Source organism: Paenibacillus sp. FSL H7-0331, from assembly GCF_001956045.1.
In genome coordinates this window covers 173,485-193,845 of sequence record NZ_MRTH01000012.1, presented here as the reverse complement: position 1 = coordinate 193,845, position 20,361 = coordinate 173,485, and the positions used below count along the sequence as shown (strand labels likewise).

General features: G+C 44.8%; 16 protein-coding genes. 4 read left to right on the top strand and 12 right to left on the bottom strand.

The genetic code is table 11. From position 1 onward, the window contains the following. Positions 1–79 precede the first annotated feature (79 nt). Positions 80–1,525, top strand: coding sequence for a MocR-like pyridoxine biosynthesis transcription factor PdxR (gene pdxR / locus BK127_RS19485; protein ID WP_076233169.1), 1,446 nt, complete (start codon positions 80–82; stop codon positions 1,523–1,525). 129 nt (positions 1,526–1,654) lie between these two features. Next, positions 1,655–2,746 carry a 3-phosphoserine/phosphohydroxythreonine transaminase gene (serC, locus tag BK127_RS19480; RefSeq protein WP_076233168.1) on the top strand — a complete coding sequence of 364 codons (1,092 nt, stop codon included), beginning with the start codon at positions 1,655–1,657 and terminating at the stop codon, positions 2,744–2,746. Between the two features lie 56 nt (positions 2,747–2,802). On the opposite strand, the gene BK127_RS19475 is transcribed toward serC, so the two are convergent. The 9 genes from BK127_RS19475 to BK127_RS19435 all read right to left on the bottom strand — a co-directional run bounded on the left by BK127_RS19475 (position 2,803) and on the right by BK127_RS19435 (position 10,862). Beyond that, positions 2,803–3,378 (bottom strand): SCO family protein, encoded by a 576-nt coding sequence (locus BK127_RS19475; protein ID WP_076233167.1) that lies wholly within the window; start codon positions 3,376–3,378, stop codon positions 2,803–2,805. Between the two features lie 14 nt (positions 3,379–3,392). Next, complete coding sequence (locus tag BK127_RS19470; protein WP_076233232.1) at positions 3,393–3,719, bottom strand: c-type cytochrome; 327 nt, start codon at positions 3,717–3,719, stop codon at positions 3,393–3,395. Between the two features lie 58 nt (positions 3,720–3,777). Then, entirely contained in the window at positions 3,778–4,668 is an 891-nt protein-coding gene (gene cyoE, locus BK127_RS19465; RefSeq protein ID WP_076233166.1) for a heme o synthase, read from the bottom strand. Next, a complete protein-coding gene (gene cyoD / locus BK127_RS19460; protein WP_076233165.1) occupies positions 4,665–4,991 on the bottom strand; it encodes a cytochrome o ubiquinol oxidase subunit IV in 327 nt (108 codons plus the stop codon). The genes cyoE and cyoD overlap by 4 nt, the downstream gene beginning before the upstream one ends. Next, positions 4,992–5,618, bottom strand: a complete 627-nt coding sequence (cyoC, locus tag BK127_RS19455) for a cytochrome o ubiquinol oxidase subunit III (protein ID WP_076233164.1) — start codon at positions 5,616–5,618, stop codon at positions 4,992–4,994. Then, complete coding sequence (locus BK127_RS19450; protein WP_076233163.1) at positions 5,618–7,597, bottom strand: cbb3-type cytochrome c oxidase subunit I; 1,980 nt, start codon at positions 7,595–7,597, stop codon at positions 5,618–5,620. The genes cyoC and BK127_RS19450 overlap by 1 nt, the downstream gene beginning before the upstream one ends. Positions 7,598–7,633: 36 nt before the next feature. Beyond that, positions 7,634–8,542, bottom strand: coding sequence for a ubiquinol oxidase subunit II (cyoA, locus tag BK127_RS19445; protein WP_076233162.1), 909 nt, complete (start codon positions 8,540–8,542; stop codon positions 7,634–7,636). 171 nt (positions 8,543–8,713) lie between these two features. Continuing rightward, a complete protein-coding gene (locus BK127_RS19440) occupies positions 8,714–10,174 on the bottom strand; it encodes an aminotransferase class I/II-fold pyridoxal phosphate-dependent enzyme (RefSeq protein ID WP_179097535.1) in 1,461 nt (486 codons plus the stop codon). 58 nt (positions 10,175–10,232) lie between these two features. Beyond that, on the bottom strand, positions 10,233–10,862 hold the full coding sequence (locus BK127_RS19435) for a bifunctional 4-hydroxy-2-oxoglutarate aldolase/2-dehydro-3-deoxy-phosphogluconate aldolase (protein ID WP_076233161.1): 630 nt from the start codon (positions 10,860–10,862) through the stop codon (positions 10,233–10,235). 246 nt (positions 10,863–11,108) lie between these two features. On the opposite strand from BK127_RS19435, the gene hisC reads away from it, so the two are divergent. Continuing rightward, positions 11,109–12,221: a histidinol-phosphate transaminase gene (hisC, locus tag BK127_RS19430; protein WP_076233160.1), complete on the top strand. Its 1,113-nt coding sequence runs from the start codon at positions 11,109–11,111 to the stop codon at positions 12,219–12,221. Positions 12,222–12,796: 575 nt separating this feature from the next. Here the strand turns inward: hisC and BK127_RS19425 are convergent. Continuing rightward, a complete protein-coding gene (locus BK127_RS19425) occupies positions 12,797–15,595 on the bottom strand; it encodes an alpha-L-rhamnosidase (protein WP_076233159.1) in 2,799 nt (932 codons plus the stop codon). Between the two features lie 178 nt (positions 15,596–15,773). On the opposite strand from BK127_RS19425, the gene BK127_RS19420 reads away from it, so the two are divergent. After that, on the top strand, positions 15,774–16,751 hold the full coding sequence (locus BK127_RS19420) for an AraC family transcriptional regulator (protein ID WP_076233158.1): 978 nt from the start codon (positions 15,774–15,776) through the stop codon (positions 16,749–16,751). Between the two features lie 51 nt (positions 16,752–16,802). Here the strand turns inward: BK127_RS19420 and BK127_RS19415 are convergent, their stop codons facing one another. Beyond that, a complete protein-coding gene (locus BK127_RS19415) occupies positions 16,803–18,596 on the bottom strand; it encodes a cache domain-containing sensor histidine kinase (RefSeq protein ID WP_076233157.1) in 1,794 nt (597 codons plus the stop codon). A gap of 26 nt (positions 18,597–18,622) precedes the next feature. Then, on the bottom strand, positions 18,623–20,212 hold the full coding sequence (locus tag BK127_RS19410) for a response regulator (RefSeq protein ID WP_076233156.1): 1,590 nt from the start codon (positions 20,210–20,212) through the stop codon (positions 18,623–18,625). Positions 20,213–20,361: the final 149 nt, after the last annotated feature.

Below are 20,361 nucleotides of genomic sequence, written 5' to 3'. Positions count from 1 at the left end.
TATCCTTACAAATGGTATGATAAAAAACACAGTATTCATTCATCCTATATACAAAAAGATACCTGGGGAGGTCTAGTTCATGTGGAAACCTGATCGTTTAAGCGACCAAACTTTATTTCAACAAATTGCTGATGATCTCGAACGGAGAATTTCTTATGGCGAGTTTCCAGCTGGAAGCTTGCTTCCTTCCGAACGAAAATTAGCGGAGCAGTTGGGAGTGAACCGCAGTACCGTGATTCAGGCCTACGCGGAGCTGCGGGCGCATGGGATTATTGAGAGCCGATCGGGAAGCGGAACGCGAGTAAGTAAATATAAATGGGGAGCTACGCCCAAACATACCCCTAACTGGCATCGATACGCAGAAGGCGGTAACTTTTTGCCTAATTTGCCCTTTTTGCGACGTATCCGTGAAGCTCTGGGGCACAATCAAGCCTTGATTGATTTTGCCAGCGGCGAATTGGCAGGAGACTTATCCCCTGTCGAAGAGATCAATCTGCTCATGAGCGAACATGAATACACCTCCTACTTGGGCTATGACAACCCGCAAGGGTACATTCCGCTCAGACAAGCATTGGTAGCGTACTTGAAGCAGTACCGGGGAATTCAAACGACAGAGGAGTCCATTCTCATCACATCGGGTTCACAGCAATCCTTGTATTTAATTACACAGTGCTTGCTGTCTCCTGGAGATGCGGTTGCCATAGAAGATCCTTCTTATTGCTATTCATTGCCTATGTTTCAATCAGCCGGTCTCCGCTTGTTCCGTCTTCCCGTAGATGATAAAGGAGTTCGACCTGATGATATCCGTTCACTCTACAAGAAGCATCGGATCAAGATGGTGTTTATTAATCCGAATTTTCAAAACCCAACCGGCGCTGTTCTTGATGCTGAACGCCGTAAGGAACTGCTTGATGTGGCGAGCGAGCTGGGTCTCCCCATTGTAGAAGATGATCCCTTTAGCCTGACTGCCTATGACGGGGTACCTCCAATGCCGCTCAAATCGATTGATCCCATCGGATCCGTTCTCTACATCGGTTCATTTTCCAAAATAGCCGCTTCAGGATTGCGTATTGGATGGATGGTTGCTCCCCATTCCGTTGTCGAGCGGTTGGCCGATGCCAGGCAGCAGATGGATTTTGGACTTAGTGTAATCCCACAAAGGGTGGCTGCGCAGTTTTTGAAATCGGCTTATTTCGTTCCTCATTTGGAGCGTTTGCGCATGCATCTGCTGTATAAACGGGATTTGTTGATTGAAGCACTGCATAAGGAATTACATGAGCTTGTCAGCTTCACAGTCCCACAAGGAGGCTTGCATCTCTGGTGCAAAATTATACCCGAGGTGAATGATAACAAGCTGTTGGAAGAAGCCATTCGAAGGGGTGTTATCTTTGTCCCTGGAAGCGTCTATGGTTCCGAATCAGGATATGTACGATTCACTTATGCGAGAGCGCGAGCTGATGAAATCGGTCCAGGAATATCGAAATTTGCAGCGGCTCTTCAGGAAGCCATGGTGAATAAGTACTGAAATAAACCTTCCACTCGGCTCACAGGAACTGGATGGCTAAAAAAGCGGGAGATTGGAAGGTTACTTAGCTATGCACATCCTCTATAGTTAACCCCATAAAATATATAATTATAGAAGGTGACGATGAGAATGCGAATACGTCCATACAATTTTTATGCAGGTCCTGCTGCACTACCTATAGAGGTATTAGAGCAAGCACAAGCGGAGATGATCGATTATAAGGGAATAGGCATGTCCATTATGGAAATTTCGCATCGTTCCAAAGAATATGAAGAAATCCATAATGAAGCACAGCAGCTCTTTAAAGAACTGCTTCAGCTTCCGGCAGGGTATAAGGTGCTTTTTCTGCAGGGCGGAGCGAGTACGCAATTCTCAATGATTCCGATGAATTTTCTCTCACCAGGCAAAACTGGAAACTATGTGATGACAGGGGCCTGGGCGGACAAGGCGATCCAGGAAGCTCGAAAGTTCGGGGAAACAGTCATAGCGGCTTCGGGAGAAGCAAATAACTATATGGAAATTCCATCCATTTCAGACATACAGGTTAACCCACAGAAGGCTGCTTATCTGCATATTACTTCAAACGAAACGATCAATGGCTCACAGTTCCACAGCTTCCCGCATATGGATCATGTCCCCTTGATAGCGGATATGTCCAGTGATATCCTGTCACGTCCCATAGATGCCTCACAATTCGCCTTGATCTATGCCGGAGCTCAAAAAAATCTCGGTCCATCCGGAGTCACGGTGGTCATATTGCAGGAAGAAATCATTAGAAATATTCCTGCACATTTACCTGTGATGCTGAACTATGAGACGTATACCCAACACAATTCGCTGTTTAATACTCCACCCGTTTATTCGATTTATATGGTCAATCTGGTTTTGAAATGGATTAAGCAGCACGGTGGTTTGGCAGGTTTGGAGAAACGAAATGCGGAGAAAGCCAAGCTGATTTATGATGCTATCGATCAAAGTGGCGGATTTTACACAGGTATGGTCAAACCAAACAGCCGATCATTGATGAATATTACTTTTAAAGTCCATAACGAACAATTGGAGAAGCTCCTATTGCAGAAAGCGAACGCCGAGCATTTCATTGGATTGGAGGGGCATCGCAGCGTGGGACATCTCCGTGCGTCAACTTACAATGCAGTGCCATATGAAGCATGCCAAGCGCTCGCAGATTTGATGATTGATTTTCAAAAGCGCAATGGATAACACAAAAAGGTTAGCATCTCCTAATGCTGACCTTTTTCGCTCTCCACGCGTATTGCCTATCGTTGCAGCGCTTTGATATCCTTTATGATTTTATCGTAGGGTGTGTCCATGCTCCCATCATATTTGGCCACTACCGTGCCTGACGAGTCGACCAGATAAAACAGGGTGCCGTGAATGACTTGATTGGAGGACGCATCCCTGGTTACGATAGATTTAAACGACTTGAGGGCAAATGTTTGGATTTCATCAAACTCATATCCGGTTAACGCATGCCAATTGGAAAAATCAGCGTCAAATTTAGATAAGTATTTTTTTAAAGCCTCCGGTTTGTCCCGCTCCGGATCTACTGAAAAAGAAACGATTTGAGCCTCAACACCTGCTGCCTTCAATTGCTTTTGCAGCTTTGACATGTTAGCAGTCATTGTCGGGCATACCGTAGTGCAATAAGTAAAAACAAAGTCGGCAATCCAAACCTTTCCTTTTAAATCAGATAAAGCGACGGGTTTTTCATCCTGATTGATGAAATTGAAGGGTGCCACCTGATAATGGAGTTGATTCGGTTTGCCATTGCCGCATGCGGCTGTAAATATAAGGATCAGACCTAACCAACCAACTAAAATAACTTTTTTCATAACTGCCTCCCCCTTCATTGATGGATTGAGAGCCATTGTGCTAAAGCTTCCATTTCTTCACCATTTAATATGTTGTTAAAGGCAGGCATACCTACAGCACCACCTTGAATGATACCCAACAACTCTTCCTTGGTCATATTCGATCCAATATGCTGCAAGCTTGGACCTACCCTACCGCTTAAGTCAGCAGCGTGGCAGGATAAGCACTGTTTTTTATACAACGCTACTGCGCCAGCCTCACCAGGTAAGGTTGTACTCGAAGCGTCATTTCCTTGATTACATGCGGTTAATACAACACCGAGGAACATCATAAGAACTAAATAACCTTTTCTTCTATTCATCCCCAACGATCAGTTCCTTTTTGGGCAGTTTCAATTTGAAATCCCCTCCTTGTTTATGTTAAAAAGGACGGCCTGTCGTATCCACTATCATCATGACAAACACCACCATCAAGTAATTCACCGATATCAGGAAATTGGTTTTGGCCCATCGGTCCATATTCATTGCTGTTCTTCCACGCAGCGTATGCCAGAACCAGACGATACCCGCAAGTAAGGATACAATCAGAAAGAGGCTCCCGGAATAATCATACATATACAGCAGGAGGACTGTCGGCAGCAGCAGCGCGACGTATGGGATCATTTGTACTTGGGTACGTCGTATTCCTTTGCGAACAGGCAGCAGTGGATAACCTGCCGCTCTATATTCCTCCACACGCCGAATGGCGAGCGACCAGAAGTGAGCAGGCTGCCACAAAAACAATAAGGCAAACAAGAGAACAGCCCCTGGGTCAATCCCATTTGTACTTGCACAATAACCGATCACTGGCGGCATAGCACCGGACACACCGCCGATGGATGTGCTCCAGGTCGAGCTGCGCTTCAGCCACATCGTGTAAATGACAATGTAGACGAACATTCCGACCAAACCGAGCCAGCCGCACAGCGCGTTCACTCTCCAGAACAGGATCACTTCACCCGTTATGCCAAGCGTTAAGGCGTACAACAGTACGCCTCTTATTTTCAGTCGACCGGCTGCAAGCGGCCGATCTTGGGTTCGCTTCATCTTCCTGTCCAGCTTATAATCCCAAATATTATTGAACACGCACGAGGACGCCATCGTTAAGACGGTTCCAAGCAACGTCCATATCAATAGGCTCCACTCCAACGACCATTTGGAAGCCAGCCAATAACCTCCAAAAGCGGCAAACAGATTCAGCTGAAGAATGCGGGGCTTGGTCAATTGAATCCAGTCTTTGAATGTACCTGCAACTTCACTTGCTCTACTCATAAAGCCACCATATTGTACAACATGATCCACATCGATCCCGCAACAATTACCAAAAGAATGACCAGACCGAGAATCAGGGAGATCAGGTTATAACGCGGTTTCTTCTCATCACGCAGATGCATGAAAAAAATCAGCTGTACGCACAATTGCAGAACGGCTGCCGTCATAAGTACAACCGCGTTCATCGTCCCCTCCAGCCAGCCATTCATCACAATGACAATCGGTATTACCGTCAGGATAAGAGAACAAAGAAATCCGAGCGTATACGATTTGAACGATCCATGTGATTCATCCTGCGAATGAGCCATTTCAACCTGTGCCATTCAGCTCACCCCCATTAAATAAACAACTGTGAATACAAAAATCCATACCACGTCAAGAAAGTGCCAGAACAAGCTGATCACATTGACTTTTCGCTTCGTTACTGGCGTGATTCCCTGCCTCGATAACTGAATTATCAGTCCGATCATCCAGACCAGTCCGATCAATACGTGCAGGCCATGGGTACCTACCAGTGTATAAAAAGCAGATAAAAAAGCACTTGTGCCCATTGTTGCGCCTTCATTGACCAGATGAATAAATTCGCTGACCTCCAGCCCGATGAAGACTGCGCCTAAAGCTGCTGTAACACCAAGCCAGCCGATCAAGGCTTGTCGTTTCCCTTTATGCATCGCTAATAAGGCCAATCCGCATGTGTAGCTGCTAGCAAGTAATATGAACGTACTGACGATCACCCCGCCCAGCTCGAACAACTCAGCCGGTCCTGGCCCGCCGTTGGTATTGCCGCGAAGAACGATATAGGTGGCAAAAAAAGTGCCGAATATCATAACATCAGTCATCAGGTAGATCCAGAATCCGAATGTACGCATCTCCTCCAGATCCGGATGATTGTGATGCTCTGCATGTGACTCAGGTTGAAAAGCATGCCCTGACAAATTGGATGCAGCCATTAGCTTGTCACCTTCCTTATTGCAGCTTCCGTGCGTTCGATTTCATCCACCGGGACATAATAATCGGTATCATAATTAAAGGAATGGACAATCATACAAATCGCTACCCCCGCTAATCCTGGTATTGTGAACCAAAGCCAATGAAATACGAAGCCAAAACCGGTCATAAACCAAAAGGCTGCCATAATAATCGGGATTGCGGAATTTTTAGGCATATGAATGGGTTCCAGCTTCGCAGGTTTAGGCGACGGCTGTCCGCTTTCCCTGCGCAGCTTTTCTTCCCACCACTCATCCTGCGCGGAGACTTGCGGGAGTACCGCAAAGTTATAATGTGGCGCTGGAGAAGGGATAGACCATTCCAGTGTGCGCCCGTTCCATGGATCTCCCGTTGTATCGAGATTGGCTGCACGGTGTTTGACGCCATGGGCAATTTGCCATACCTGAAACAGGAATGCGATTCCCATCAAGCCAGCACCAATAGTGGAAACCATATTCATTTCCCACCAGCCCTTGTCCCATCCGTAGGTAACGACCCGCCTGGTCATACCCATCAGACCGAGCACATATTGCGGCATAAAACACAGGTAAAAGCCGATATTCCAGAACCAGAACGCCCATTTGCCAATCCGCTCATTCAGCTTGAAGCCGAATAATTTGGGCCACCAATAATACAGACCGGCAAAGTAACCGAACACCACACCACCAATAATGACATGATGAAAATGGGCTACCAGAAAATAGCTGTTGTGAAACTGAAAATCCGCCGGGGCTACCGACAATAGCACCCCTGTAAGCCCGCCCGTGACAAAGCAGGGAATAAATCCGATCGTCCAAAGCATCGGTGTTTCAAACGTAATCTTGCCTCGAAACATCGTAAACAGCCAATTGAATACTTTGGCACCTGTGGGAATCGCGATCAGCATCGTCGTCAGAGCAAAGAAGGCATTGACATCTGCGCCCGAACCCATCGTAAAGAAATGATGCGCCCACACAAGAAACGACAGAATGCTAATAATCATCATGGCATACACCATCGATTTATAACCGAACAGCTTTTTCTTGGCAAAGGTTGAGACGATCTCCGAAAAAATGCCGAAGGCAGGGAGCACGATAATATACACTTCAGGATGTCCCCACATCCAGATCAGATTAATGTACATCATGGGGTTGCCGCCACCGTCCAAGGTGAAAAAATGCGCACCCGCATAACGGTCCAGAAATAGCAGTGCCAATGTTGCCGTCAAAATCGGAAAAGAAAAAATAATCGCGATACAGCTCGATAATACGGACCATGGGAACATCGGCATTTTCATCAGCTTCATGCCGGGAGCACGCATTTTCAGAATCGTGACGATGAAGTTGATCCCGGTCATCAAGCTGCCAATCCCCGATATCTGGATTCCCCAAATATAGAAATCCTGTCCGACACCCGGGTTATGCATAAGCCCCGAATAAGGCGGATAAGCAAGCCAGCCCGCATCCGGTGAACCTCCGATCACAAAGGACATATTGAAAAGCATCGCACCCGAGAAAAACAGCCAGAAGCTTAACGAGTTAAGGAACGGAAAAGCCACATCTCTCGCCCCGATTTGTAAAGGAACCATCACATTAAACAAGCCAAACATAAAGGGCATCGCCATAAACAAAATCATAATGACGCCATGGGTCGTGAATATTTGATTGTAGTGATCCGGTGCCAGGAAACCAAACTCCGGCACAGCCAGCTGTGTCCGCATCAGGAGCGCATCCACACCTCCGCGGAACAGCATAAGAAAAGCACAGATGATATACATAATGCCGATTTTTTTATGATCGACGGTTGTTAACCATTCACGCCACAACCAACCCCACTTTTTGAAAAACGTTAGCACGAATAACACCGTTATGATAGTAATAACAATACTGACATCCGCCCCGTAAATTAACGGATCGCCCGTAACAAAGAAATCCGCAGCGAAGCTTTTTATTTTCTCCCACATGGGCAACTCTCTCCTTACTTTTCGATTCCGAGCCTGTTACTCTTTGACCTGAATCTTTTGAATATCTTTCCATGACAAGCCGTGATTGTGCGATGAAGCATACTTCGTGACCGTCATCTCAAACAAGCCTTCTGGAAAAGCAGAAAATGTCCTCACATCCGATGCAGCCGGTTTGGCTAACTGTTGGTAACCGTCCAGAGTAAGCTCAGGTGAGGTCGCTTTAACACCCTTCACCCACTGTTCAAAATCCGCCTGGGTTGTCGATTCCACATTAAAATACATCTTTGCAAAATCTTTTCCGGTGAAATTGGCGCCAGATCCCCAATAATGCCCCTGCTCATAGGCTTGCAAATATAGGGTCATAGCCATACCGGACATTGCGTACATTTGACCGCCAAGCTGCGGAATCCAAAAGGAATTCATTGGAGAATCGGCTGTGATCTCGAATCGGACAGGCACACCCTTCGGGAATTTCACTTCATTCACTGTCGCGATTCCCTGCTCCGGATATTGGAACAGCCATTTCCAATCCAGTGAGGTCACCTGAATGGTTATCAGCTTTTCGTCCGACGCCAGTGGCTTGGAAGGCTCCAGCGCATAGGTAGCCTGCACGGTAATTACCGCCAGCACGCCTATAATCACAATCGGAATACCCCACCAGATCACCTCCAGCCGGGTACTGTGCTCCCAATTTGGCGTATATTTGGCTGTGCTGCCTTTTCTGTCACGGTACCGCCAAACAATGAATGCCGTAAGAAACAGAACAGGCACGATAACCAAACAACACAATACGGTTGAAATGAGCATTAAATCTCTTTGCTGCTCCGCAATCGGTCCTTTTGGATCTAACACGATAATGTTGTCTGCGCATCCGGTAGTCGTCAATAATACAAGCGTCAGCAAGTAAAACGACGTCATCCATCGAAGCACATGGGGTAATTTCATATTTCTCAGCTCCTATCAACTAACCTTCGTACTTGAATTACGTTTCACTTTATAAGAGAACACTGGGTGTGTCACCAGCCGCTTGCCAAGATATCCAACCGACCATGTTCAAGAAAATGAAACAAAGAAGACATGCTTTGTCCATAAAGAAACCTTTCATAAGGACCCTCGTTATGGGATGGAAACGACCTTAACTGCTTGTATACTTGAATCCTCCGGACCTTTAACCGGAAGACCTGCATCCAAATGCCTCATGATATAGTCAATAATTTCCTGAGTTATCAGCTGACCCGGCATTAAAATTGGAATCCCGGGAGGGTAAACATAAATGAATTCAGCGATAATTCGATCACACGATTGTTGAAAACACACTTTTTCAGTACATGCATAGAAAGCATCTCTTGGCGATAGTTCAAAGCTCGAGGCAGCAGGAACATCGACAGCTTCGATGTAGTGGACCGCTGCAGTACGATGGAATACCGCTGACATCTGCCGCAATGCTTGCAGCAAGCGATTCACTTCCCGCTCTGTATCTCCCATCGTAATGAGGCACAAAATATTCGTCAGATCGCTCAATTCGGCCTCTATCCTGTGTTTATCCCTCAGCCACTGCTCGGCTTCATATCCGGTTATGCCTAGTTGACCCAGATGAATACAAAGCTTTGTAGAATCGTAATGAAACACGCCGTCAGTACGAAGGATATCGTCTCCATAACAGTACAATCCGGGAATTTCATTAATTTGGCTGCGGCCATAATGGGCTAAATCTATCGCTTTCTGAGCCAATACTTGTCCATTCACAGCCAATTGCCTTCGGGCAGCATCAAGGGAAGCCAGCAGCAAGTAGGAGGTCGAGGTCGTCGTCAGCATGCTCATTACCGTACGTATTCTCTCTATGCTTACCAGATTGCCCTTCACATTTAATATCGAGCTCTGGGTCAGCGAACCGCCGAGCTTATGCACGCTCGTTGCCGCCATATCCGCACCCGCTTGCATAGCCGATATCGGCAGCCTTTCGTGAAAGTGGATGAGTGTACCGTGTGCTTCATCAACAAGAACCGGGATGCCGTGACTGTGCACGAGTTCGACCATCTGGGATAAATCGATGCTTGTTCCATAATATGTCGGGTTGATGACGAGTACTGCTTTCACATCCGGGTTGAGCTTCAGCGCCTGCTGGATCGATTCCTTTACAACTCCATGCTCGATTCCAAGCTTCTTATCCCTTTCGGGATATACCCATACCGGGATTGCTCCTGCAAAAATAACAGCGGATAAAATGGACTTATGTGCATTTCGGGGAATGATAATTTTATCGCCCGGTGAACAAACCGACATTATCATCGTCATGATAGCTCCGGTAGTGCCTTGTACGGAAAACAGTGTATAATCTGCACCAAATGCATCTGCCGCGAGCCGTTCCGCTTCACGAATCACGCCTGTTGGCTGATGAAGATCATCGAGCGGCATAATATTAATAAGATCAATCGATAAAGCATTATCCCCCATAAAAGCTCTGAATTCAGGGTCCATCCCTTTCCCTTTTTTATGACCCGGGATGTGAAACGGTAGTGGATCGCTTGAGGCATGCTCTACCAATGCCGTAAACAAAGGCGTCTTCTGATGATTCATGTTGATCTTTCCTTTCACTTAAACATCCTCTTCGTATTCAGGGCTCATCCAAACCAGTCTATTCTTTAACCAAACCGACACATTCACTCGCCAGTTTCGTCATTGCGGCATAATTCCCGGCCTCAATCCACTGTTTATTTACCAAATGTCCACCCATGCCTACAGCACACGCCCCCGCGGCAATAATCTCACGAATGTTGTGTAAACCGACACTTCCTGAAGCGATCATCGGTATCTTATCTAGCGGAGCGCGAACTTCTTTCAAATAAGAGGCGCCACCCAGTGAACCCATTGGGAACACTTTTACAGCTTTGGCTCCTGCCTTGCTCGCTTTCACAATCTCTGTTGGTGTCATTACTCCCGGATAGACATCGATCTGATGCCTGATTCCATATGCAATCACTTCTGCATCCAGATTGGGGGAAACTAGAAATTGTGCTCCAGCGTCAATCGCTTGTTTGGCCATGTTCACATCGAGCACAGTTCCAATACCGATGTATAAATCGTCGCTATATGCGGTTCTCCAACGTGAGACCAGCGCATAAGCCCCTTCTGTATTTGTGGTCACTTCAATAAACCGAATTCCTCCATTGGCCAACGCATCCAAGGTCCGGTCAGTTGTGGCTGGCGACAGTCCTCTGATCATGGCCATTATTTTTTCCTTTTTCAAAACGTTCAGTATGCTCATCTGATTCAACCCCCTGCATAATCAAGCTTCTATGATAACCGCTTGTACAAACCGATCGTAAAGGATGGGAGTAGAAACGTAACCATCCATTTCTTTTCTTTACGTGCCAGCCATTAGACAACACAAATGAACCTATAAACTGGATCGGGAGAAATAAAACCGATTGGATGGTTACTTTACTTAGAGGAAGTTTTACATTAAAAGGAGCAGTCACCGCCTGAAATTTATATGAAAAGGAGATTTATTATGTCTGGAAACAATGAAGTCCGAGCGAGAAAGGCCATACAAAACATTAGTCCCTATACACCAGGAAAGCCTATTTGGGAGCTTCAGAGCGAGCTGGGGATATCCAGGATCATCAAACTAGCTTCAAACGAAAATCCGTTGGGACCTTCTCCCAAAGCTTTGGAGGCCATTATGTGTTCTTTACCGGACATTCATCGCTATCCAGATTCAAGCACAACGAACTTACGGCAAGCTATTGCCGAGAAACTTGACATGAAACCGCAACAATTGATTATCAGTAATGGAGGCGATGAGTTAATAACGCTTGTCTCCGAGGCTTTTCTGGAACCTGGCGATGAAATCATTGTCCCTGCTCCATCATTCAGCGAATATGAATTCGGGGCACTTCTTATGGGAGCAAACGTCGTTAATGTCCCGCTCGGGGAGTCGTACACCTTCGATATTGATGCCATCGTAAACGCGGTTACCGAGCGAACCAAACTGCTCTGCATTTGTTCGCCTAACAACCCGACCGGCACCTATCTATCACAATCTGTCTTGCATCATTTGCTGGACGTACTGCCTAAACATATCCTGATGCTGTTTGATGCGGCTTACAGTCAATACGCTACAGCTGCCGACTACACAAACGGGCTGGAATTTGTTCGCGCCGGATATCCGATTGTCGTACTTCAGACGTTTTCAAAAATATATGGTTTGGCAGGATTACGAGTCGGTTATGGGGCGGCTCCAGAGTCCATTATTAAGCAGATCCTTAAGGTGAAGGAGCCTTTTAATGTCAATGCATTAGCTCAAGCCGCGGCTTCGGCTGCTCTTCACGATACTGAGCACTTACGCCTGTCTTTACAAGTGAATTCAGAAGGCAAAGAACAGCTCTACCGTTCATTTCGGGAACTCCAGCTACCGTTTGTTGAAAGCATGAGCAACTTTGTGTTGGTTGATCTGGGCACGCATGCCAAATTTATTTATGAGCAATTGTTAAGTAAAGGAATTATTGTTCGTTTCGGGGGAATATGGAATCTTCCAGGCCATATTCGGGTTTCGGTGGGGAAGGAAGTAGAAAATTCAGCCTTTATACAGGAATTAAATGAAATCTTACACCTACGAATGTAGGTTCTGCAGCGCTCAAGCAGCTCATGCCATCGCCAACTGGGTGTCTACCCCCTCCTAACCAAACTGGGGCTGTCCTAAAAAAATGGTTCTAAGGGAGAGAGCGGGCTGCTTTTTCTCTATCAACTAACCATTCGTTTCACATTAGCGACGAATGCGGTGAGGTGAGCCTGTATTCGCATGCCAGAAAGCCCACGGTATTTGGCTGCGTCCACACCGCTCGAAATTTGATCTGTGTTGGTTGGACGACTCCATCTTTACTTCAACATTGTAGCTGGAGGATATTATATCGATAGAATTCTGAACGATAGATGATGGGATTTTTTAATGGTTACATAAAATGTTAATTTGACAAATTGATATTATTAAAATAAGGATGAACATTATACTCATCCTTATTTTTAGTAAATAGAGATTTAGTTTATGTGGTTAGTTGTCGTACTTTCTGTTGAATCGCGACGAAATATCCAATACTTCTCAAGCAATAATAGTGACCATGAACACACTGGTCCAGCCCTCCACACCTTCTCTCCCCTTGTTGAAGCCGAAGACGACGAAGAGCCTGAAGGTTGTGAAGATTATTCTAGAGAATAAGTAAATCTATAGTTCCCACTCCCGAGCAGAACAGATACACCCAAATTCATTTGTTGAAATGAAATAAACCCTAAGGTCTCTCTTAATGGAATACCTGATTCCTTCACATTTTCAAGATTTGCACTTGGAAGCATTACAGTACCCGTTGTATTCGTCGGTATAATGACTTCAACGGTGAACTGCCGCCCCTGTTTGCTCCAACCTGAGACAATGGTCCCGTACCGGGATTCATATTTCGCCGATGCATAAGACAACCCGCAATCAACAGCCGGCTGGATGTTAATTTTCTTATATCCCACTTGTTCTTTATGGAGACCCCCAATTTCACGGTAAAGCCAATCGCCAACACAACCAAACGCATAATGATTAAAGGACATGGAAGATACTTTGCCATCTGGCTGGATCGCGCTCCATGATTCCCAAATGGTAGTAGCGCCTCGTTCCACTTCATACAGCCATGATGGACACTCTGTTTGAAATAATAACATATACGCAATTTCTCGTTTGCCATATTTACAGAGAACATCCAATAAGAAAGGAACGGAAACGAATCCCGTATCAAGCCGATAGCCATTACCTTCTATAAGGCTAACTAATTGCTCTACGACTTTGATGCGAGCCATCTCTGGAACAAGTCCAAACTGTAGTGCCAAAACATATGCACCTTGAAAATGTGCCGACAGCATCCCTTCATCATTAAGGTATTCTTCTGAAAATGCATTCCGAATATGCCCATTCAGGACCGAATACTCCTCTGCGTCTGAGTGTCTGCCTAGTATGGCGGCAATTTTAGAAAGGAGCAGCGTAGAGTAAGCAAAGAAAGATGTCGATACAACTTCTTTTGTCATCATGGCGCTCTCCGTTGGAGTGGCGGCACTCGGGAACAACCAGTCGCCAAAATGATATCCGGTATTCCATAAATATTTCTGTCTTTCCTTTTGCTCATCATCCATTTGTTCATAGTTGTCCGGCATCTCATCTTCCGCTGTCCGGCGAATATAACTGATCCAACGAACCATGGAATCATAAAATTCCTCAAGCACTTGAACATCGCCATAAGCTTGAAATAAAGCCCATGGGACGATAATAATGGCATCCCCCCAACCTGCTGAAGAATCTTTTCCCATCAACGTATGGTCTATATATCGAAAACTTTTATGGTAAGGAGCTCCATTCGGTATCTCTCCATTTGGCAGTTGTTCAAGCGCAAGATTGCGGAGCCACCGTGTTAAAAATACGTGCACGTCCATATTGAATGCCGCGGTGGGAACGAATACTTGAATATCTCCAGACCAACCGGCACGCTCCCTTTGCGGACAATCCATGGGTATCGACAGCATATTCGATTTCTGACTCCATACAATGTTTTGCTGTAAACGATTAATTCTCTCATCAGAACATTCAAAAGAGCCCGTATATCTCATATCTGAAGACAGTACAATAGCCGTAAAGTGTTCAGGTAGAACGATCCCCGGATATCCTGTAACCTTCACATAGCGGAACCCGTGAAAAGTGAAGCTGGGTTCAAAAGTTTCGGGTTCACCTCCGCGAAGAATATAGATATCCTTTTGATCTTTATGCCTTCCCATAATATTGTTGAGAAAATTCCCTTGTTCATCCAACACTTCGGAATGTTCCAGTATAATTTCGGTGCCTGCCAGCCCTGTTACACTCATGGAAACACGCCCCGCCATCACTTGCCCAAAATCGACTACCGTTTCTCCTTTAGGAGTCGTTATCACTTGAACAACAGGAAGTTTTTCAACAACCCGAACGGGCTCACCATAATGTGCCACTAAATTGGAGATATCAAAATGTGCTACGTCAACATGATCCCAACTGGAATCGTCGTAATCCGGTAGTGCCCAACCATCCTTCATCAGTCTGGCGTCCACTTTTTCACCAATAAACTGATCTGAATAAAGGATATGGCTGAATGATGATTTAACGTTGTGATCGGAAATGATAATCTCCTGTGTACCGTCCTCGTATTCGAGTTCCAACTGAAACAAAAGACCAAGTCTATCGCCATATTGGCAGCTGTTTCCAGAGAGACCGATTCTTCCGGCATACCAGCCATCCGACAAAATAGCACCTAGAGCATTTGCACCCTTCTTCACCAGATCTGTTACTTCGTAAGTGTGATATTGAAGATATCGATCGTAAGATGTGAACTCAGGCGCAAGTTCCTGGTTGCCTACTTTTTGTCCATTGATTTGGAACACATAAGTGCCGTGTGCTGTTGCATAAAGTCTTGCCTTACGTAAGTTGGATGGAATAAAAAATGATTTTCTCAGCAAAGGGCATGGGTGCAAAATGGACGTATCCGTCGGTTCGTTGTATTGCAAGGCTTCACGTAAGCTTAATATAGAGTCTTCGACTACAGGTTCTTGTTTGGGCTCGATCCACAGGGCTTTCCAATCTTCCCGCTGCATGAGCCCCATTTCCCAATAAGCTACCGTGCTCCATTCTGATTCCGCCCCTGTCTGATCCCATACCTTCACACGCCAGTAATACCTTTTTCTGGATATTAATTGTTCACCCTCATAAGCGCAAAATACCGATTCGTCCGATTGAACTTTACCTGAATCCCAGATTAGATCGGTACCTTGCGATAGTTTTTCTTCAGTATCGGCGACCATGATGCGATAAGCCGCTTGAAGCACCCCTCGCCTGACTGATTTCAACTGCCAGCTAAACCTCGGGACCAGAATATCGATTCCGACCGGGTTTACCATTGACTCGCATAAAAGCTGTCCTACCTCTAAATCCCCCAATGCCATATTGCTTATCCTCCTCGTTAATACGTTTTCAACAAATGTTAGCAGCATTATTATCCGAATCAAATATAGACTTTTTTCTGATATATCCTTATGATACAATAGTCTAAACTTCATTCAAATATCCATACCAAGTTTATTTATTAACCATTTCAAACATTCGTACGCAAGGAGAGATTTTGTGGACATACAGGAAGTGGCTCCATTCCTCTGGAGTATTGATGAATTGGAGCGCAAGCATTGGGGACAGCCTTGGCTGCTGCAGTTTCCCGGTGACGTATCTGCCGACAAAAAAATTAGCGAAAGCTACTTTTTTAAAACAGACCAGCTCATCGTCATGAACAAACATCCCCGATTTGCCATTGTTCAAGAACATCGGCATGAATTCATTGAAATAAGTTACGTCTATGCTGGAACTCTTACTCAAACGATAAATAACAAAAGGATAACTTTGTCGGAAGGTCATCTCATTATTTTAGATACCAATGTTGTTCATTCTATCGAAGCATGCAGCGAGAACGATATTATCATCAATTGCTTGATGAGAAAAAGCTATTATGACAGCCATTTAATCCACAGCTTAGCCGGTAACAATTTGCTCTCCGAATTTTTTGTAAATGCCGTATATAAAAGCCAAGAGCAAAGTGAGTACATGATATTTCCGTCAGAAGGCAACTCCAAAGTTCGATATTTCATGACTGAACTGATCTGTGAATACTATAGTTCAAACATTTGTTCCGAAGAAGCAATTAATAGTTACTTGGGGCTGCTTTTCACTGAATTGCTGCGTCTCTATAAGGATACCAAGTACGAAAACGATACCGACAGCGGCAAGAAAACTGTAAAAATGGCGGATATCCTTCATTACATGGAGATCAATTATCAAACGATAAACCTGACTTCAGCAGCAGAGCACTTTCATTTTCATCCGAATTATTTAAGCAAAATCATTAAAGACTATTTCGGACAGAGCTTTATCAAAGTCATTCAGAATATTAGGCTGAAAAAGGCATGCTTACTGCTAAAAAACACAGATCTTAATATCGCCCAGATTTCAGCACATATCGGATACAAAAACATCCATTTTTTCTATAAAAATTTCAGAAAGCATTTTCAGATGAGTCCTGCAGAATACCGTGCAGTTCATCGAAATAATTGAAAAGGGCCTTTCCCAAAGGCCTAAAAAAACTGAGAGATGGCCCTGTTCTTTCTATTGAGTTACGGGAAACACTAGCGACACAGTCGTTCCCTGACCGAGCTCACTCGTTATGTAAATGCCATATTCAACTCCGAAATACAATTTAAAACGCTCATTCACATTGTATATACCGATACTCTCATTGCTTCGGTGTGCCCCATCCTGCAAACGTGAGAGCAGCTTGGATTGAATTGCCCTAAGCTTGTCCGGCTCAATACCGCGACCGTTATCCCGAATATGAATACGAACGATTTCAGGGTCGTATTCGCCATGGATCCATATTGTCCCCCCATCCGGCAGCGGATCCAAACCATGACGAATGGCATTCTCCACCAGAGGCTGCAAAACAAGGCGGATAATGCTGAATTCCTTTAACGCTTCCGATACGTCCATGCAGAATTGTATTCGATCCCCATAACGGCACTGTTGAATGGTTATATAGTTTTCAAGGTGTTCCATCTCCTCACGGATGGTAGCAAAACCTCCATTTTGTTTCATTGCATACTTAAACATGTCCCCCAAAGCGACCACCATCCTGCTGATATCCTCATTATCGGATAACATCGCCATGGCATTGATTGTGCCTAACGTGTTGTATAAAAAGTGGGGATTGATTTGGGACTGCAAAGCCATAATATGAGCTTCCTTCTCCTGGATCTCCGACCGATATACGGAATGAATAAGCTCTCTGATCCTTGACACCATTAGGTTAAAGCTTACGGTCAGTTGGCTAACTTCATCATGGCCCGTCACCTGGATATTGCTATGAAAATTATTTTTTTCAATGTTCTTCATGGAGTTCTTCAGACACTTAAGGGGAGTTACAATTCTTTTAGCAAATATAAAAGAGATGAGAACCGCCATAATACAAGCGAAGACACCTATCAATAATATGAAGCCACTCAGCTTTTTTGCGTCGGACGAAAGAACTTCTGCACTGGTGAGTGTAATGTAATTCCAGCCGGTGCTCGTTGATGTGAAAATGTTGACAAGGTAACTATGGTTTCCTTCCTGCACAATTGAGCTACTGCCGGGTGACAGCCCTGTAATGATCCGGCTAAGCTGCAGTTCCGGACTCTCTATTCCACGAGAATATATGATTTCCTTGGATTTATCTATGATCATCAGACCTGTGCTGTTATCGAGATTCAGTTCACTCATGATTGCATGCATATCATACATCTCAATTCCCATGACTAGAACCCCAAGTGAATCATTCTTTTGTAAATTATAAACCTTGCGCGCGATAGCAAAATTTAGGCTACCGTTCCGTAAATTGGGATAAATTGTATATTCACCCAGTTCCTTGGGACCGAGCAGCACTTTTGCACCATCCGCTTCGATCGCGTCTTGGTACCAACGTGCCCGATCAGTTGAGAAGCCTTTTTGAATAACAGTGTTTTCCGAATTAAAGAAGACTCCCTGTTCATCAAGCAAGGTTATGCCGCGAACACCGCCGTTAAATCCTAAAAATCCAATCCAACTATTCAGCTTAATCTTCATGTCGATCTGCCACGAGGCGTTTTCCACCGGATCCTTCGGAATGTTGTTCAGAAGCCTCTGCACATCATCCAAATACACAAAGTAGGAGATTCGGTCAATCTGAGTCACGAGATTATCAATCTTTTCGTTCATTAGCTGGAGCATTCTATTGTTATACTTTTCCGTTTGATCAGTCACGATGTGTGTCGCTCGTTGATATAGGATGAACGATGTGAGAACAAGAGGAATCACAATGACCAGAATATAACTTAGCATCAGCTTGCGCTGCAGACTGTAATTCAACCATTGAACGAGTTTTCTCATTTGTTGTCCTCCCTGGTGCAGGCTCGTTATTCATCGAATTCCTCTTCTGCGACATTCGTAGTTGAATTTGAAACCAGTTGCTTGAATTCGGACGGCCGATATCCCGTTTTCTTATGGAACAAGGTGGAGAAATAACGAGTATTTCCGTAACCAACAAGCTCGGCTATTTTGTTAATACTGAGCCAGGGGTTCTCCTGCATCAGAGCCTGGGCTTTTTTAATTCTAAGAGAGACAACATAATCTGTATAATTAGATCCTGTTTCTTTTTTAAACATTTCCGATAAATAATTAGGATTTAAGCTCACGTGTGAGGCAAGCATCTCGAGAGAAATATCTTTTGTATAGTGGCTTTGGATAAACTCTAAAGCGGCTGAGATGGCTTTAAGCCCTTTGTTTTCTTTGGCGGACGATATTTTACCGGTGATGGTGATTAGAATTGAAATTAAATAGTCGGTTAATGAATCGATGCCCTCCAAATATTCCAAATCCCTTTCTTCATAGAATTTTTCCTGGATCCCGTAGCGGAGTGCCAGCTCCACAGTTGCGTCAAGCAACCGTGATACGAGCTTCGCTACAGTGTCATAACAGATGGGTCCCAAATTGACGATGCTGCTGAGAACCACCTGTACTCCCAGCCGAATCCCCTTAATGTCAGAAAGCTCCACAGCCATGCATGTCGATTTAATGTGGTCTTCCGGAACAGCGAATTGACCGGAAGCTACCGTTAGCGGAGTAATAATTTTATCACCGCCGATAATGAGCTTTTCCCGATAGGCTTTCAAAGCTTCATTATAGGATTGTTTTATTTGTGAAACATGACTGTGAATATTTCCAGCCCCGATCGTTACCGAGTACGCTGTACTCCTAATTTCTGACAGTATACGCTTTGCTAACGCAAGATGGATCGGTTCACGGTCACTTTTCAGACCAAGAATGACAACAATCCGGTTCTCTTCCCTCTCAAATACAATACCTTCATCACATTTCATTAATATCGCTTCGATGATAGCGAGAGTTCCTTTAATATCTTGCTTAATATTTTCTCGATTTACGTTAATTTTTAAATAGTTGTCAAACCCTAACACAAGTACAGCATAATAGGGGGAATAGGCGATATCCTGATGAGACGTACTGTTATCCCGTCCCGACAAATAATCGAACATAATTCGTTCTTTTATCAGCGGAATGCCGACGTTCAATTGCTTTTTCACCTGTTCCAGATTAGTCCGCATTTCCCGTTCCATATGAATAACCTGGCATGCTTTGGCCAAGGTTTCGTTTACTTCCTCACGTTTGATCGGTTTAAGTAAATAAGCAAAGGCCCCGAAAGAAATTGCTTTCTGTGCATACTCAAAATTATTATAGCCACTGATAATAATAAATTTCGGTTTAAATCCCTCAGCCGCCCAATGTTCCATTAGCTGCAAACCGTTAAAACCAGGCATATGGATATCTATGAGGATGATGTCAGGATTAAGGCAGCGTACCCGTTCAAGCGCCTTATTTCCATCAGAAGCTTCGGCGACTAATTCCAGGTCAAGACGCTCCCATTCGACGCACTTCACAATGCTTTTCCTGATCCACTGCTCATCTTCCGCAATGATGACTTTTAGCAAAGCGCAGGCCCCCTACATCTCTTTTAATAAAATTATATCAAATTCCCACAAAGGCAGGATATAAAAGTCGCCATACGAACGTACCGTTCGTATGGCGACTCAGCATTTACATTGTATAAAGGCCTCTGCCTGTTGCAGGCTGACAGCTG

Coding starts and splice junctions, on each gene's coding strand:
- hisC (WP_076233160.1), top strand. CDS start 11,109: ATGTCTGGAAACAATGAAGTCCGAGCGAGAAAGGCCATACAAAACATT.
- BK127_RS19470 (WP_076233232.1), bottom strand. CDS start 3,719: ATGAATAGAAGAAAAGGTTATTTAGTTCTTATGATGTTCCTCGGTGTT.
- cyoE (WP_076233166.1), bottom strand. CDS start 4,668: ATGAGTAGAGCAAGTGAAGTTGCAGGTACATTCAAAGACTGGATTCAA.
- serC (WP_076233168.1), top strand. CDS start 1,655: ATGCGAATACGTCCATACAATTTTTATGCAGGTCCTGCTGCACTACCT.
- cyoC (WP_076233164.1), bottom strand. CDS start 5,618: ATGGCTGCATCCAATTTGTCAGGGCATGCTTTTCAACCTGAGTCACAT.
- BK127_RS19475 (WP_076233167.1), bottom strand. CDS start 3,378: ATGAAAAAAGTTATTTTAGTTGGTTGGTTAGGTCTGATCCTTATATTT.
- cyoD (WP_076233165.1), bottom strand. CDS start 4,991: ATGGCACAGGTTGAAATGGCTCATTCGCAGGATGAATCACATGGATCG.
- BK127_RS19450 (WP_076233163.1), bottom strand. CDS start 7,597: ATGTGGGAGAAAATAAAAAGCTTCGCTGCGGATTTCTTTGTTACGGGC.
- BK127_RS19425 (WP_076233159.1), bottom strand. CDS start 15,595: ATGGCATTGGGGGATTTAGAGGTAGGACAGCTTTTATGCGAGTCAATG.
- cyoA (WP_076233162.1), bottom strand. CDS start 8,542: ATGAAATTACCCCATGTGCTTCGATGGATGACGTCGTTTTACTTGCTG.
- BK127_RS19440 (WP_179097535.1), bottom strand. CDS start 10,174: ATGAATCATCAGAAGACGCCTTTGTTTACGGCATTGGTAGAGCATGCC.
- BK127_RS19415 (WP_076233157.1), bottom strand. CDS start 18,596: ATGAGAAAACTCGTTCAATGGTTGAATTACAGTCTGCAGCGCAAGCTG.
- pdxR (WP_076233169.1), top strand. CDS start 80: ATGTGGAAACCTGATCGTTTAAGCGACCAAACTTTATTTCAACAAATT.
- BK127_RS19435 (WP_076233161.1), bottom strand. CDS start 10,862: ATGAGCATACTGAACGTTTTGAAAAAGGAAAAAATAATGGCCATGATC.